Annotated in this window: 12 protein-coding genes and 2 pseudogenes; 9 read left to right on the top strand and 5 right to left on the bottom strand. The window is 73.7% G+C overall.

Translation table 11 applies throughout. The annotated features are described in order from the left end of the window. Window positions 1-83: 83 nt before the first annotated feature. From ABDB74_RS12590 to ABDB74_RS12560, 7 genes and pseudogenes are all read left to right on the top strand, one after another. Window positions 84-1,070, top strand: a complete 987-nt coding sequence (locus ABDB74_RS12590; RefSeq protein ID WP_346618920.1) for a phosphatase PAP2 family protein — start codon at window positions 84-86, stop codon at window positions 1,068-1,070. After that, window positions 1,067-1,825 (top strand): NAD-dependent deacylase, encoded by a 759-nt coding sequence (locus ABDB74_RS12585; RefSeq protein WP_346618919.1) that lies wholly within the window; start codon window positions 1,067-1,069, stop codon window positions 1,823-1,825. The genes ABDB74_RS12590 and ABDB74_RS12585 overlap by 4 nt, the downstream gene beginning before the upstream one ends. A 283-nt stretch (window positions 1,826-2,108) precedes the next feature. Further along, window positions 2,109-3,644: an AMP-binding protein gene (locus ABDB74_RS12580; protein ID WP_346618917.1), complete on the top strand. Its 1,536-nt coding sequence runs from the start codon at window positions 2,109-2,111 to the stop codon at window positions 3,642-3,644. A gap of 177 nt (window positions 3,645-3,821) precedes the next feature. Further along, a complete protein-coding gene (locus ABDB74_RS12575) occupies window positions 3,822-5,159 on the top strand; it encodes an NlpC/P60 family protein (RefSeq protein WP_346618916.1) in 1,338 nt (445 codons plus the stop codon). A gap of 358 nt (window positions 5,160-5,517) precedes the next feature. Continuing rightward, window positions 5,518-6,438, top strand: a pseudogene (locus ABDB74_RS12570) (AAA family ATPase); the annotation flags it as partial. 260 nt (window positions 6,439-6,698) lie between these two features. Beyond that, on the top strand, window positions 6,699-7,727 hold the full coding sequence (locus ABDB74_RS12565) for a DUF58 domain-containing protein (protein WP_346618915.1): 1,029 nt from the start codon (window positions 6,699-6,701) through the stop codon (window positions 7,725-7,727). Then, the gene (locus ABDB74_RS12560; RefSeq protein WP_346618914.1) at window positions 7,724-8,680 is read left to right on the top strand and encodes a VWA domain-containing protein; all 957 of its coding nucleotides are present in this window, start codon (window positions 7,724-7,726) and stop codon (window positions 8,678-8,680) included. Before ABDB74_RS12565 ends, ABDB74_RS12560 begins: the two co-directional genes overlap by 4 nt. A 43-nt stretch (window positions 8,681-8,723) precedes the next feature. On the opposite strand, the gene ABDB74_RS12555 is transcribed toward ABDB74_RS12560, so the two are convergent. Next, the gene (locus tag ABDB74_RS12555) at window positions 8,724-9,695 is read right to left on the bottom strand and encodes an NADPH:quinone oxidoreductase family protein (RefSeq protein ID WP_346618912.1); all 972 of its coding nucleotides are present in this window, start codon (window positions 9,693-9,695) and stop codon (window positions 8,724-8,726) included. Between the two features lie 176 nt (window positions 9,696-9,871). On the opposite strand from ABDB74_RS12555, the gene ABDB74_RS20700 reads away from it, so the two are divergent. Further along, window positions 9,872-10,390, top strand: coding sequence for an SDR family oxidoreductase (locus ABDB74_RS20700; protein WP_407062119.1), 519 nt, complete (start codon window positions 9,872-9,874; stop codon window positions 10,388-10,390). Beyond that, complete coding sequence (locus ABDB74_RS12550; protein WP_346618911.1) at window positions 10,321-10,806, top strand: hypothetical protein; 486 nt, start codon at window positions 10,321-10,323, stop codon at window positions 10,804-10,806. The genes ABDB74_RS20700 and ABDB74_RS12550 overlap by 70 nt, the downstream gene beginning before the upstream one ends. 161 nt (window positions 10,807-10,967) lie before the next feature. Here the strand turns inward: ABDB74_RS12550 and ABDB74_RS12545 are convergent, their stop codons facing one another. From ABDB74_RS12545 to ABDB74_RS12530, 4 genes and pseudogenes are all read right to left on the bottom strand, one after another. Next, window positions 10,968-11,630 carry a response regulator transcription factor gene (locus ABDB74_RS12545; protein ID WP_346618909.1) on the bottom strand — a complete coding sequence of 221 codons (663 nt, stop codon included), beginning with the start codon at window positions 11,628-11,630 and terminating at the stop codon, window positions 10,968-10,970. Beyond that, window positions 11,627-12,799: a histidine kinase gene (locus ABDB74_RS12540; RefSeq protein ID WP_346618908.1), complete on the bottom strand. Its 1,173-nt coding sequence runs from the start codon at window positions 12,797-12,799 to the stop codon at window positions 11,627-11,629. The genes ABDB74_RS12545 and ABDB74_RS12540 overlap by 4 nt, the downstream gene beginning before the upstream one ends. Beyond that, entirely contained in the window at window positions 12,799-14,895 is a 2,097-nt protein-coding gene (locus ABDB74_RS12535; RefSeq protein ID WP_346618906.1) for an MMPL family transporter, read from the bottom strand. Before ABDB74_RS12535 ends, ABDB74_RS12540 begins: the two co-directional genes overlap by 1 nt. Before the next feature lie 253 nt (window positions 14,896-15,148). After that, window positions 15,149-15,577: pseudogene (locus ABDB74_RS12530) on the bottom strand (IS3 family transposase); the annotation flags it as partial. Window positions 15,578-15,835: the final 258 nt, after the last annotated feature.

Below are 15,835 nucleotides of genomic sequence, written 5' to 3'. Positions count from 1 at the left end.
ACCCGTCACTCCCGTCCGGCGCCACCGGCGTGCCGCGACAGGGGCGGGCTGTCATCGTGACCGCGCGGTTACGGTGCCGCGCCATGACCGCGGTCGACTCACCGGTATCCGCCCTGGCCCCGGCGCCACCCGGCCCCGGGCTGCCGGCGGGCCGGAGGGCGCCGGCCCGGTTCTTGATCGCCGCGCTCTGGGGCGGGCTGCTCCTGGCGTTCGTCCTCACCTGCGTCGTCCGCGGCCTGCCCACCGACCGGGTGGTGCTGCTGGGCTGGGTGCTGGCCGGGCTCGGGATCCACGCGGCCACCCAGGGGCGCGGCCGGCTCGGCGGGCTCCTCGTGGACTGGCTGCCGCTGGTCGCCGTCCTCCTGGCCTACGACGCCACCCGGGGGCTGGCCGACGGTCTGGGCATGCCCGTGCACGTGGCCGAGCTCGCGGCCGCCGACCGGTGGCTCACCGGCGGGGTGCTGCCCACCGTCTGGCTGCAGGACCAGCTGCAGGCCGACTGGTGGAAGGCGTTCGCGACGCTGGTCTACAGCAGCCACTTCGTGCTGACTCCGGTCGTCCTGGCGGTGCTGTGGCTGCGCGACCGGCGGCGCTGGGCGCGCTGCGCCCGCCTGGTCGTCGCGCTCTCGGTCGCCGGCCTGGTGACCTACGTGCTGTACCCGGCCGCGCCCCCGTGGCTGGCCGCCAAGGAGGGCGTGATCGAGCCGGTCGACCGGATCAGCAGCGCCGGGTGGGCCGTGCTCGGGCTGCCCCGTGCCGGCGTCCTGCTCGACACCAGCCAGGGCCAGGTCAACCTCGTGGCGGCGGTGCCGTCGCTGCACACCGCCTTCGCCGTCCTCATGTGCATCGTGCTCCTGCCGCTGGCCCGGCGGCCGTGGCAGCGGGCGGCCCTGGTGGCCTACGCGGCGCTGATGCCGCTGGTGCTGGTCTGGTCGGGGGAGCACTACGTCGTCGACACGCTGCTCGGCGTCGCCTACGCCTGCGGCGTCGTCCTGCTCCTGCCGCCGGCGGAGCGGCTGGTGCGCTCCGGCGGCCGCCGGGCCGCGCTGTCCCTACCGTGGCGGGTGTGACCGGCGCCGTCCCCGACCCCCTGCCCGAGTGGCTGACCGCAGCCTCCCGCATCACCGTGCTCACCGGCGCGGGCATCTCCACCGACAGCGGCATCCCCGACTACCGGGGGCCGAACGGTGTCTGGACGCGCGATCCGGACGCGGAGAAGCTGGTGACGCTGTCGTACTACGTGCGCGACCCCGACATCCGGCGCCGGGCCTGGCTGATGCGCCGTGACATGGGTGCGCACGACGTGCGGCCCAACCCCGGCCACGCCGCCCTCGTCGACCTCGAGCAGCAGGGCCGGCTGCGCGCGCTGGTCACCCAGAACGTCGACGGGCTGCACCAGGCCGCCGGCTCGTCGCCCGGCCTGGTCATCGAGGTGCACGGCACCGTCCACGAGGTCGAGTGCCTGTCCTGCCGCGACCGGACCAGCATGGCCGACGCGCTGGCCCGGGTGGACGCCGGCGAGCCCGATCCGGCCTGCTCGGTCTGCGGCGGCATCCTCAAGTCGGCGACGATCAGCTTCGGGCAGATGCTGGACCCCGACGTGATCGACGCGGCGGCCGCGGCCGCGCGCGACTGCGACGTGCTGCTCGCGGTCGGGACGTCGCTGCAGGTGCACCCGGCGGCGGGGCTGGTCGACCTCGCGGCGGCCTCGGGTGCACGGGTCGTCGTGGTCAACGCCGAGCCGACGCCCTACGACGACGTCGCCGATCTCGTCGTCCGCGAGCCGATCGGCACCGCGCTGCCGAGGCTGGTCGGGGCCGGCTGACGGCGTCCTCCCTCACCGTGGAGCGTCCTCCCTCACCGTCCGCGCCGAGGGAGGAGGCTCCATGATCAGGTCACCTGATCCCGGCGGGCCGGGTCGGGCGATCACGTGGCCGTGGCGCAACACGCCTGCCGGGTCGAGCCGCCGCTGCAGGCCCCTCGGGCTGTTCCCGCGACCCGGCCTGATCCGTCCCCGGCCGGCTCGTCGGCGGACCCTACGGACCGATAGCGTGACGTGGACCACTGGACCGGCCGGCCCGTTCCGGCCCTGCACCTCGGGAGCCGGCATGCGCGTGCCCCTCACCAGTCGTGACTTCCTCGACCGCGCCGAGCTGGTCTACGGCGACCGCGTCGGCATCGTCGACGAGCCGGCCCAGCCGGCGCCGTCGCTGGGCGAGGTCACCTACCGCGAGGTGGCCCGCCGCGGCCGCGCCCTGCAGGCCGGGCTCGACGAACTGGGCATCGGCGAGGGCGAGCGGGTGGCGATCGTCAGCCACAACGCCGCCCGGCTGCTCGAGCTGCTGCTCGCGGTGCCGTCGTCGGGGCGCGTCGCCGTGCCGATCAACTTCCGGCTGCAGCCCGAGGAGGTCGAGTACATCGTCGGTCACTCCGGGGCCCGGGTGCTGCTGGTCGACCCGGAGCTGGAGGCCGCGCTCAAGGGCGTGCGGGCCGAGCACCGGTTCGGCACGGGCGAGGAGTACGAGCAGCTGCTGCGGTACGACACCGAGCCGCGGCCGTGGTCGGAGCCGGACGAGGACGCGACGGCGACGATCAACTACACCAGCGGCACGACGGCCCGCCCCAAGGGCGTGCAGATGACCCACCGCAACATCTGGGTCAACGCGGTCACGTTCGGCATGCACATGCAGGTCAGCGACCGCGACGTCTACATGCACACCCTGCCGATGTTCCACTGCAACGGCTGGGGCCTGCCCTACGCCATGGCCGGGGTCGGCGCCCGCCAGGTGGTGATCCGCAAGATCGACGGCGCGGAGATCCTGCGCCGGGTCGACCGGCACGGCGTGACGATCATGGCCGGGGCGCCCGCCGTCTGGAACGCCGTCCTGGACGCCGCCGCCGACTGGGACGGCGAGATCCCGGGACGCGACCGGGTGCGGATCATCGTCGCCGGTGCGCCGCCGCCGTCGCGGACGATCGCCCGGGTCGAGGCCGAGCTCGGGTGGGAGTTCAACCAGATCTACGGCCTCACCGAGACCGCGCCGCTGCTCACGATCAACCGGCCGCGCGCCGAGTACGACGACCTGGACGCCGAGGAGCGCGCGAAGCGGCTGTCCCGCGCCGGCGTGCCGTCTATCGGCACGCGGATGGCGGTGAGCGACAACGGCGAGGTGCTGGCGCGCAGCAACACCGTGCTCGCCGGCTACTGGGACAACCCCGACGCCTCCGCGGAGGCGCTCGAGGGCGGCTGGTTCCACACGGGCGACGGCGGCAGCATCGACGAGAACGGCTACCTGACGATCTCCGACCGCAAGAAGGACGTGATCATCACCGGCGGCGAGAACGTGTCGTCCATCGAGGTCGAGGACGTCGTCTTCAGCCACCCGGCCGTCGCCGAGGTCGCGGTCATCGGCATCCCCGACGAGAAGTGGGGGGAGATGGTCACGGCGGTCGTCGTCCTGGCCGAGGGGGAGCAAGCCACGGAGGGCGACATCATCGCCCACTGCAAGGCCCGGCTCGCCGGCTACAAGGCGCCCAAGAAGGTGGAGTTCCGCGACCAGCTCGCCCGTACCGCGACCGGGAAGATCCAGAAGTTCAAGCTGCGCGAGGACTTCTGGGCCGGCTCTGACCGCCAGGTCAACTAGGGAGCGCGGGCCGGGCCGCGGCCGACGGACCCTGCCCGCAGGAGGATTTCTCACCCGCTCGTGTCGTCCCACCCTTCGGGGTGAGACGCGCTCAACGACGTCCTCGTCCGCACCGAACACCAGCACGGTGGCGCCCTCCGGCGCCGGTCGTCTATGTGCTGGAAGAGGTCGGACAACGTGGACAGCGGTATCCGGGGCGCCACGGCGCGACGCGCGCAGGTCCGCACGGCGCTGCGGGTGGTCGGGACGGCGCTCGCCGGCCTGGTCGTCCTCGGGCTGACCCCGGGCGTGGCGGACGCGGCGCCCCGGCGTCCCGGTGACGGCCAGGTCGCCGCCGCCGAGCAGCAGGCCCGCGCCATCGAGGGGCGGATCGGCGACCTGAGCGGGCGGCTCACCGCGGCCCAGGAGTCGGTGGACGCCGCGCGCGCCACCTCTGCCCTCGCGCTCGACCGGTACCAGGCGACGCAGGAGGCCCTCGAGGCCGCGCAGGAGCGCGCGGCCACCGCCACGGCCGCGGCGGCGCAGGCCGCCACCGAGCTGGGCGGGGCCCGCGCCGACGTGGCCGGCTTCGCCCGCAGCAGCTACATGGACGGCAGCACCTACGCGGGCGCGGCCGCGTTGGTGACGGCCGGCGACCCCGGGCAGCTCATCGAGCGCGCCGCGCTGCTGGAGGCGGCGGGCAGCCACCGGACCGACGTGCTGGTCAGGGTCAGGGAGCTCAAGGTGGTCGCCGACCGCGCCGACGTCGTCGCCCGCACCGCCCTGGTGGAGGCCGACACGCTGCAGGCCGAGGCCGCGACCACGCTGGAGATCGCCCGTTCGGCGGAGATCACCGCGCGGGCGGAGGCGGCCACGGTGGCCGCCGAGCAGGAGCAGCTGCAGCAGGAGCTCGGGCGGGCCCGCGAGGAGCTCGAGGCGCTGGTCGGGGCGCGCGCCGCCGCCGAGCGCGCCGCGGCCGTCGCGCCGGCTCCGGTCCGCGAGCCCGCGCCGGCTCCGGTCCGCGAGCCCGCCCCGGCTCCAGTCCGCGCGCCGGCTCCGGTCCCGAGCCCGCCGCCGGTGCAGGACCGGCCGGCCACCCCGCCCCCGGCGACCGGGACCGGCGACGCGTCGGCCGCCGAGCAGGCGATCGACGCCGGCATGGCCTATCTCGGCACGCCCTACGCCTGGGGCGGTGGTGGGCGCCGCGGGCCCGGCCCCGGTCAGGACCCCGACGAGGGCATCATCGGCTTCGACTGCAGCGGGCTGACGCAGTACGCCTACGCCCGCGCCGGCATCTCGATCCCGCGCAACAGCCGGGCGCAGTACGCGTCGCTGCCGAAGGTCGCCGGCGACGATCTCCGCCGCGGCGACCTGGTGTTCTGGGGGACGAACCCGGCCGACCCGAACTCGATCACCCACGTCGCGCTGTACCTCGGTGGCGGACGCGTGCTGCAGGCGCCGCAGAGCGGAGACGTCGTGAAGGTCTCGGCCATGTGGTGGCGCGGCTACGTCGGCGCGGTGCGCCCCAGCGCCTGAACGAACAGGCGTCGGGCAGCCACGGGGGGAGCTGCCCGACGCAGGGCCAGGCTAGCAGTCGGAGCGGTGGCCGGGCAGGGGTTCGCACGCCCCTGGACCCGCCCTGCGCGGCTCGTCCGCGGACTCCCCGTCGAGGGCGGGTGGCCACACCGCGGTCGTGCAGGACCCGCACCGCGATCGTGTAGGACACTGGGCGGGGGGCCGGGACGACACCGCCCCGTCGACGGCCTGCCCGTGCCGGGGCGGTCGCGGCCCGGCACGACCAGGGAGCCACGTGTCCAGCGCTGCCAGCACTCCGATCGAGAGCGTGCCCGCCCACCCGCAGGCGCCGGTGCCGCCCTCGGTCGACGCCGCCCGGCTGGAACGGGTCATGTTCGAGATCAAGCGCGTCATCGTCGGCCAGGACCGGCTGGTCGAGCGGATGCTCGTCGCCCTGCTGGCCCGCGGCCACGTGCTCCTCGAGGGCGTGCCCGGCGTGGCGAAGACCCTCGCGGTGGAGACGCTGGCCACCGTCGTGGGCGGCACGTTCGCCCGCCTGCAGTTCACCCCCGACCTGGTGCCGGCCGACATCCTCGGCACCCGCATCTACAAGTCCGGGCAGGACGCCTTCGACACCGAGCTGGGCCCGGTGTTCGCCAACTTCGTGCTCACCGACGAGATCAACCGCGCGCCGGCGAAGGTGCAGTCGGCGCTGCTGGAGGTCATGGCCGAGCGCCAGGTGTCCATCGGCGGGGTCACCCACCGGCTGCCCGACCCGTTCCTCGTGCTGGCCACGCAGAACCCCATCGAGTCCGAGGGCGTCTACCCGCTCCCGGAGGCCCAGCGCGACCGCTTCCTCATGAAGGTCCTCGTCGACTACCCCAGCGCCGAGGAGGAGCGCGAGATCATCTACCGGATGGGCACCGAGCGCCCGGTGGCCGAGACGGTGCTGGGGCCCGACGAGCTGCGCCGGCTGCAGGGCACCGCGTCCCACGTCTTCGTGCACCACGCGCTGGTCGACTACGTCGTCCGGCTGGTGGTGGCCACCCGCTCGCCGCGGGAGCACGGCATGGACGACGTCGCGGGCTGGGTGTCCTACGGCGCGAGCCCGCGCGCCTCGCTGGGGCTCATCGCCGCCAGCCGCGCGCTGGCGCTGGTGCGCGGCCGGGACTACGTGCTGCCCCAGGACGTCCTCGACGTCACCGGCGACGTGCTCCGCCACCGCCTGGTGCTCTCCTACGACGCGCTGGCCGACGGGGTGCCCGCCGACCACATCGTCAAGCGGATCGTGCAGACGGTGCCGCTGCCGCAGGTCGCGTCCCGCCAGGGGGCGGCCGGTGGCGGGCCGGGCGTCCCCGGTGGGCCCTCGGTGCCCTCCGGCCCCTTCTACGGCCCGCCGCAGGGCGTGCCCAACGGCGGGCAGTGGGGTCAGGGCGGCCCGCAGGGACCGGGTGGCCCCGGCCCCTACGGTCACGCCCCGCAGGGCCCCGGCGGGAACGGCGCCTCGGCGGCCGGGGGACAGGGCCACTCCAACGGCACCGCGCCCGGGTCGCAGCAGACGTGATCCGCCGTCGTCGGCGCGAGCAGTCGCTGCCGGACGCACCGGAGCACCCCGGCCTGCTCCTGCACCCGGCGACCCCCGGATCGGGCACGGGGACCGGGGGGACCGACGGTGCGCCGCCGCGGTTCACCGACGGCCCCACCGACGTCCTGCTGCGCCGGCTGGAGCTGACCGTCCGCCGCCGTCTCGACGGGCTGCTGCAGGGCGACCACCTGGGCCTGGTGCCCGGCTCGGGCAGCGAGGCCGGGGACTCCCGCACCTACCACCCCGGCGACGACGTGCGCCGGATGGACTGGCCGGTGACCGCCCGCACCCAGGTGCCGCACGTGCGGGAGACCATCGCCGACCGCGAGCTGGAGACCTGGGCCGTCGTCGACCTCTCCGCGAGCCTCGACTTCGGCACGGCCAACTGCCAGAAGCGCGACCTCGCGATCGCCGGCCTGGCCGCGGTGGGCCACCTGACCGTGCACGGCGGCAACCGGCTCGGCGCCGTCGTGACCACCGGCGAGCGGGTCGACCGCTACCCGGCGCTGCCCGGGCGGCTGGCCGCCGAGCGGCTGCTGCGATCGGTCGTGGCGACGCCACGGGCGGCCAGCGGCCGCCGGGGCGACCTCGCCGCGGCGCTGGAGACGCTGCGCCGGCCGTTGCGCCGGCGGGGTTTGGTCGTCGTGATCTCCGACTTCCTGGGGGACAGCGAGTGGGAGCGCCCGCTGCGCGGGCTGGGCACGCGGCACGACCTGCTGGCCGTCGAGGTGGTCGATCCCCGCGAGCTCGAGCTGCCCGACGTCGGGCTGCTGACCGTGGTGGACCCCGAGACCGGACAGACCCTCGAGGTGCCGACCGGCAACGCCGAGTTCCGCGCCCGCTACGCCGAAGGAGCCGCGGCCCAGCGGGCCGGGGTCGCCGCCGCCCTGCGCCGGGCGGGCGCGGGTCACCTGCAACTGCGGACCGACCGTGACTGGCTCATGGACGTCGTCCGCTTCGTCGCCGAACGCCGGCGTGCCGGCAACGGAGGAGCCTCCCGATGACGTTCCAGTCCCCGTGGTGGCTGCTGGGCCTGCTCGTGGTCGCCGCGCTCGTCGCGGTCTACGTGGTGCTGCAACTGCGCCGCAAGGCGTACGCCGCCCGGTTCACCAACGTGTCGCTGCTCGGCTCGCTCGTGCCCCGGCGGCCCGGCTGGAAGCGGCACCTGGCCTTCGGCCTTGTCGCCCTGGGCCTGGCCACCCTGGTCGTGTCGCTGGCCGTCCCGAGCACCGAGGTGCGCGTCCCGCGGGAGCGGGCGACCGTGGTGATGGCGGTCGACGTGTCGCTGTCGATGGAGGCCCGCGACGTCGAGCCGACCCGGTTCCAGGCGATGCAGCGGGCGGCGACCGAGTTCGTCGACGTCCTGCCGGAGCGGATCAACCTCGGCCTGGTCACCTTCGCCGGCACCGCCACCACCGTGGTCCCGCCGACCACGGACCGCGCGCAGGTCGCGATCGCGATCGAGAACCTCGACCTCGCGGAGGCGACCGCGATCGGCGAGGCGGTGTTCACCTCGCTGAGCGCGATCGAGAACTTCCAGGCTGCGCTGGAGAGCCGCGGCCAGGAGCCGCCGCCGGCCCGGATCGTGCTGCTCTCCGACGGCACCAACACCGTCGGCCGCGACGAGACCCAGGCCATCGACGCCGCTCGCGCCGCCGGCGTGCCGGTGTCCACGATCGCCTTCGGCACCGACTACGGGGTGCTGGACATCGACGGCGAGCAGGTCCCGGTGCCGGTCGACCGCGCGGCGCTGGAGGAGATCGCCGACGAGACCGGCGGCAGCTACAGCGAGGCCGCGAGCGCCGCCGAGCTGGAGAAGGTGTACGCCGACCTGGGCAGCCAGATCGGCTACACCACCGAGCCGAAGGACATCAGCCCCTGGTTCGTGCGGGCCGGCGTCGCCGCGGTGCTGCTCGGCGCCCTCCTCAGCCTGTTCTGGACCAACCGCCTGGTGTAGCGACGTCGGCCCGGCACCGCGCGGCGGCGCCGGGCCGACGCGCTCAGCGGGCGGGGTCGAGGACGAGCTTGCCGGTGGTGCGGCGGGCCCGCAGGTCCTGGTGGGCGTCGCGGACGGCCGACAGCGGGTAGCGGCCGCCGATCACCGGGTGCAGCTGCCCGTCGGCGACCTGCTGCAGCAGGTCGGTCATCGCGTCGGTCATCATCTGCGGCCGCGCCATGCAGTGCGCCAGCCAGAAACCGATGACCGCCCGGCTCTTCTGCATGAGCATGCCCGGGGGGACCGACGGGGTCTCCTCCCGCGCCGCCATGCCGTAGGTGACCAGCCGGCCGAACGGCGCGATCGCCGACAGCGACCCGCTGAAGACGTTGCCGCCGGTCATCTCGAGCACGATGTCCACCGGCTTGCCCCCGTTGGCCTCGCGCAGGGCTCCGGTGAAGGCCTTAGGGTCGTCGTCGGCCAGCGCCGGGTCGACGGTGGCGTGCGCGCCGAGCTCCTCGGCGAGCGTCCGCTTCTCCGGGCTGGAGGCGGTGGCGATGACCCGTCCGGCGCCCCAGCGGCGGGCCAGCTGGACGGCCAGGGACCCGACGCCGCCGGCGCCGGCGATGACGACGACCGACTCGCCCTCGGCCAGGTGCGCGCTGGTGCGCAGCAGGTGCCAGGCGGTGGAGCCCTGCAGGACGACGGCCAGCGCCTGCTCGTCGCTGACGCCGTCGGGCACCGGCCAGGTGAGCGCGTCGTGGGCGACGACCTTCTCGGCGTAGCCGCCACCGTCGAGCAGGCCGACGACGCGCTGCCCGCCGCCGACCGGGGTGCCGACGAACTCCGCGCCCGGGACGAGCGGCAGCTTCTGCTCGGCCAGGTAGGAGTTCTCGATCTGGTGGGTGTCGGCGAAGTTCACGCCGGCGGCGGAGACGTCGTAGAGCTGCTGGCCGGGGCCGGCCTCCGGCTCGGGGATGTCGACGACGTCGAGGACCTCGGGCCCGCCGAAGCGGGTGATCTGCACGGCTCGCATATCGCTGACGCTAAGGCGTGGCTCGGGGGAGGGAGCATGGAGCAGGGTGTTTCGGCGGGCCAGCAGGCGGGTGGGGTCGTGTGGGCGGTCCGCGCTTCGGGATACCGGCCGTGGGCCTTGGTCGGCTCCGAGCGGAAAGAAGGCGATGCCCACTCCTCCCGCCTCAGGTCGATCTCATGCTCAGGAGTTCCGACGGCGTTCACGTGCCCATCAGCGACGGGGATCCAGCCTTTCCTCTCGTCGCGTCCGCCGTCTGCTTGTTAACTGAGGGGATGAGCGATGCCACTGTCTTGGTGCTGGGAGCCACCGGCAAGGCGGGCAGGCGGATCACCCCGAGGTTGCGCTTGCGAGGTCTGACTGTCCGTGCCGCGTCGCGGAACAGCGCCACCCCCTTCGACTGGTCCGACCCGGGTGGGTGGGATGCGGCGCTGCGCGGCGCCGACGCGGTCTACATCGTTCCTCCGGCTGTGCCCGGCCCGGTCCACCAGCTGGTCGATCGAGCCGTCGCAGCTGGCGTGCAGCGCTTGGTGTTGCAGTCGGGGCACGGCGCCGACGTCTGGGGGGACACCTCCTTCGGGCAGGACATGCTCTCGGCCGAGCAGGCCGTGCGGACATCGGACCTGGAATGGACGGTGTGCTGCGAGCGTCGAACTTCGACCAGAACTTCGACGAGGAGCTCTGGTACGCCCCCCTGATGGAGGGGGAGTTGGCGTTGCCAGCCGGTTCCGTACCCGAGCCGTTCATCGATCTGGAGGACGTCGCCGACGTGGCCACCGCCGTGCTGACCGAACCGGGACTGCATGCAGGGCGCGTCTACGAACTGACCGGGCCGCGGGCGCTCACGTTCGCTGAAGCCGTCGAGGTCCTAGCCTTGGCGTCCGGGCTGCCGATGACCTACCGCCAGATCTCGCCTCAGGAATACACCGACGTCCTGGTTGCGCGGGGGGTGCCTCGCGAAGCGGCACAGCACGTCTCGGAGATGTTCGTGATGATGGCCCGCGGCGTCATCGCTGGCACGACCGATGACGTCAGGGCCGTACTCGGTCGTCCGCCTCGCTCCTTCGAGGAGTACGCGGTCCGGGCGGCGGCTGCTGGAGCCTGGCGACGTTGACCCGTCGCTGGCTGTTGTCAGTGAAGCAGGAGAAGGCGGGTCGGACGTCCACCCGCATCGGCGGTCACCCGAGGCGGGTCCGTCCACGGTCAGGGACGCAGTGGCTCGCCCGTGACACGGGCGCGACCGTTCAGCCGACGACGATCAAGCCGTGACCCCCGTCATGCACTACGTACCAACCCCTCCTGGTAGGCGATGACGACCAGCTGCGCCCGGTCGCGTGCTTTTAGCTTCGTCATCGCCCGGTGTACGTGTGTGCGAACTGTCAGGGGGCTCACGACCAGCCGCTCGGCGATCTGCTGGTTGGACAGGCCGAGCGCGGCCAGCCCGGTGATCTCGCGCTCGCGGTCGGTCAACCTCGGGAGCAGTCCGCGCGGCAGGTCGCCGATGCCGTCCGGACTGGCGAGGAAGCGGTTCACCAGCACCCGGGTGGCGACGGGCGAGAGCAGCGCCTCCCCGGCCACGACCGTCCGGATCCCGGCGAGCAGCTCGGCGGGCGTGGCGTCCTTGCCCAGGAAGCCGCTCGCCCCGGCTCGGAGCGCGTGCGCCACGTGCTCGTCGGACTCGAAGGTGGTCAGGATCAGCACCCGCGTGCCCGCCAGGTCGGGGGCGGAGCAGATCTGCCGGGTCGCGGCGAGCCCGTCCAGGACCGGCATCCGGATGTCCATCAGGACCAGGTCGGGACGGTGCCGCCGGGCGAGATCGGCCGCCTCCTCGCCGTTCGCGGCCTCGGCGACGACCGTCATGTCGTCGCAGAAGTCGATCAGCATGCGGAACGTCGACCGCAGCAGCGCCTGGTCGTCCGCCAGGAGCACCCGGATCATCGTGCCTCCTGCGCTTCCTGCCAGCGAGCCAGCGGGACGACGAGAGTGAGGGCGTACCGACCCTCCCCGGCCGGGCCGGCCTCCACCGTCCCGCCGAGCGCGAGCGCGCGCTCGCGCATCCCGATCAGCCCGTAGCCCGATCCCACCGGACCGGGCCGGACGCCGGTGTTCACCACCTGGACGCAGAAGGTGTCCTCGGTTCGGCTCACGGTGATCGTCACGGACGGCCGGACCGCGTGCTTGGTGACGTTGGTCAGGGCCTCCTGGACGACCCGGTACGCGGTGACGTCGATCAGCCGGGGCAGGCACGCCAGCGACCCCTCGCGGAGCACCGTGACCTCGATGCCGGCGGCCCGGCAGGGCTCGACCAGCTCCGCGAGCTGATCGAGCCCCGGTGCCGGCACGGTGTCCACCGGGGGGTCGTCGTCGGAGGTGCGCAGCACCGCCACGGTCGCCTTGAGCTCCTGGAGCGCCGCCGACGTGGAGACGCTCAGCCCGGCCAGCAGCTCCCGTGCCTGCTCGGGACGCTTGTTCACAAGGTGCTCCGCGGTCCCGGCCTGCGCATGGGCCACCGTGAGGTGGTGGGCGACGACGTCGTGCAGCTCCCGCGCGATGCGCAGGCGTTCCTCGCCCACCCGGTGCCGGATCTCGTCGTCCCGGCTGCGCTCGGCGTCCTCGGCGCGGGCCCGGACCACGTCGAGGTAGGACCGGTGGGCCTGCGTCGTCCGGCCGGCGAAGACCGCCGGCAGCAGCCACAGCGCGACGCCGACGGTGCGCAGCACCAGCGAGCCCCCGGTGGGTGTGTCGGTCAGGCCGCCCAGGATGACCGCGGCCACCGCGGACCCGGTCCACCAGGCGACCGCCCGCACCGACCCGACGACCGCGAGCCAGTACAGGCAGCCGATCAGCGGGGCCAGCAGCAACGGCGTCGGCAGGTAGCCGAGCGCGCACGCGGCCGTCTCGCAGCAGATCGCGACGGCCGTCGCGGCGCGCGGCCACCGGGCCGCGGTGAACAGCGCGCCGCTGGCCACCAGGCTGAGCAGCACGCCGGGGACGAGCACGGCCGGACCGACGATCCCCTGGGTGCCGATGCTGGCACCGAGGGCGGCAAAGAGGAACGCCACGAACGCGGCCGCCGCGTCCCGCACCCCGATCCGGCCGGTGCTCATCAGCGGCTGCTCAGCGCCAGGTCGGGTCGCGCCTCGGCCTGCGCGGGAGCCAGCGACGCACCCTCCACGTCGACGCGCGGCAGCAGCCGATCGAGCCAGCGCGGCAGCCACCACGCCCGCTCACCGAGCAGCTGCAGGATGGCGGGCACCAGCGTCAGGCGGACGACGAACGCGTCGAAGAAGACCGCCGCCGCGAGCCCGAGACCGACCATCTTGATCAACGGTTCCGAGGCCGCCGCGAACCCGCCGAAGACCGCGATCATGATCACCGCCGCGGCGACCACGACCTTCGAGCTCTGCGCGAAGCCCGTTCCGACCGCCTGGCGGGCCGGCACACCGTCCACGTGCGCCTCACGCATCCGCGACACCAGGAACACCTCGTAGTCCATCGCCAGCCCGAACACGATCCCCACCAGCAGGATGGGCATCAGGCTCATGACCGGGCCAGTCTGCTCGACGCCGAGCAGATCACCCGCCCAACCCCACTGGAAGACCGCGACGATCACCCCGATGGAGGCGAACAGCGAGAGCAGGAAGCCGGCCGCGGCCTTGACCGGCACCCAGATCGAGCGGAACACCACCAGCAGGAGCAGCACGGCGAGACCGACGACGAGCGCGACGTAGGGCACGAGGGCCGACTGGGTCTTCTGCGCCATGTCGATGTCGAGCGCCGTCGTTCCGGTGATCTCGTAGCTCACGCCCTGGTCACGCTCCACGGCCGGGCGGGCGTCCCGCAGCGACTCCACCAGCTGCTCGGTGCGCTCGTCGGTCGGCCCGGTGGTGGGGACGGCGGTGAACACCGCCGTGTCCCCCTGCTCGTTGAAGGTCGCGGTCGACACCGAGGCCACGCCGTCGGCCGCTGCGAGGTCGTCCGCGACGGCCGCCACCGCGGTCTCGGGGTCGCTCGCACCGCGGGCGTCGACCACGACCGTCAGCGGACCGTTGGAGCCGGGCCCGAACGCCTCGGCCCGGAGGTCGTAGGCCCGGCGCTCGGTGGCCGTGGTCGGCAGCGAGGCGTCGCCGGGGGTGCCCAGCTGCAACGACAGCGCCGGGACGGCGACAGCAGCGAGCACCGCGACCCCGGCCACCGTGACCAGGAGCGGACGGCGCTGCACCAGCCGCATCCACGACCGGGCCACCGGGACGCGGGGCGAGGTGCGACCACCGCGCCGCTGCGCCCGCGAGCGGACCCGGTTCGGGAACACGCCCAGCAGCGCCGGGACCAGCGTCAGCGCGACCAGGACGGCCACGACGACGGCGCCGGCGGCGGCCAGCCCCATCTTCATCAGCGACGGGATCCCGACCACGAACAGCCCGGCGAGCGCGATCACCACCGTCGTCCCGGCGAAGACGACCGCGGATCCGGCGGTGCCGACGGCGCGACCGGCCGCCGTCTCGGCGTCGTCCTGGCTCTGCCGTTCCTCCTGGTACCGCGAGACGACGAACATGGCGTAGTCGATGCCGACCGCCAGCCCCAGCATCAGCGCGAGCATCCCGCTGGTGATCGCCATCCCCAGCGGGCCGGCGAGTGCCCAGACTCCGAGGAACGAGACGGCCACCCCGATGATCGCCGTGACCAGGGGCAGCCCCGCGGCCACCAGCGACCCGAAGGTCATCAGCAGGACGACGGCCGCGATCGCGACCCCGAGGAGCTCGGTGGCGCTCATGCTGGTCGGGCTGTTGAGCGCCGAGCCGCGCATCTCGGCGGTCAGCCCGTCGTCCCGCGCCTGCTCGACGGACTCCTCCAGCAGGGCGCGCGACTCGTCGGTGACCTCCGCCGACGGCACGTCGTACGTCACCGACGCGAGGCCGGTCGAGCCGTCGGCGCTGATGCTCGTGCCGGCCGAGGGCGGCACCACCCGGGACACCTGCGGGCTGCCGGCCACGTTGGCCAGCGCCTCCTCGACCGCCGCCCGGTTCGCCGGCTCCTCCAGCGCACCGCCCCCGGGAGCGACGAACACGAGGGTCGCCGACGCGCTGTCCGTGGGGGTGTCGGGGAAGCGCTCGGCGAGGAGGTCGAAGGCGTCCTGCGACTCGATGCCCGGGATGGTCGCCCGGGTGTTCACCGGGCCCTCGGACGTGACGGCGGCCGTCACCGCCCCCGCGAGGACCAGCAGCCAGAGCGAGGCTGTCCACCACCGCTTTCGAAAGGAGAAACGACCGAGACGATCAAGCAAGGCTGCCATCTGATACTCCGGTTCCGTTGTCGGCGATTGGCAGCCTCCTGCGCCGGCACACCCTCCGTCGTCATGCCGGTGCAGGCTTCATCTACGGCAATTGCAGTATGTGAGAACCCAACGTCGGGACTGATGCACGGAGTCACGCGGCCCTGAGTGGCCACGATCGTTCCTACTCGATGGGCGTGAGTCGACCGAGGACGTCTTGACGGCGCCGCCGGTGATAGGCCCGTTCGATCCAGCTGACGATCGCAATCCGCAGCTCTTGTCGGGTGTGCCACTGTCGGCGGTCGAGCACGTTCTGCAGCAGGGCGAAGGACGACTCCATGGCGGCGTTGTCGCCGGCCGCGCCGACTGGGCCCATCGAGCCGGTGAGCTGATGCTGATCGGGGGGTGAACGAACTTCCGCCTGCGGGACTTGTCGATGGAGTAGCCGACGATTCGGTTGGAATGCACGTCGGTGGTCGTGCACAGGCAGAGCTTGCCTTCGGCGGTGCGGTGTTCGGTGATGCCGATCAACCACAAGGCGTTGGACGCCTCGGCGGTGAACCCGGTTGACCCGGTCGTCGAGCACTGGCGGTCCGGCCGGCCGCCCTTGCCTCGTCGGGACGAGCCGGAAGCGCTCCACCACCGGTTGGCCGCACAGATCGCCCAGGCCGTCCGAGCGGTTCTCGGCTGCCCGTTCGCGGCGGCCCCTTCGACGAGTCGGTAACCGAACTCCGGGTCGTCCCGGTGGGCGTCGGACGGCGCGTCGGCCCGGTGCGCCGTCACGAGACCCGGGCGGTGACCGGTGCGGCCAGCCATCGGTGGCTGCGCAGTCCAGACGGGGGGCTCCTGCTGAGGCGCCGCCGCTCCCGGC

It is taken from the genome of Blastococcus sp. HT6-4 (assembly GCF_039679125.1).
In the GTDB taxonomy this organism is placed as follows: Bacteria; Actinomycetota; Actinomycetes; order Mycobacteriales; family Geodermatophilaceae; genus Blastococcus; species Blastococcus montanus.
The sequence above is the reverse complement of the archived record's forward strand: the minus strand, read 5'-3'. Positions and strand labels throughout refer to the sequence as shown.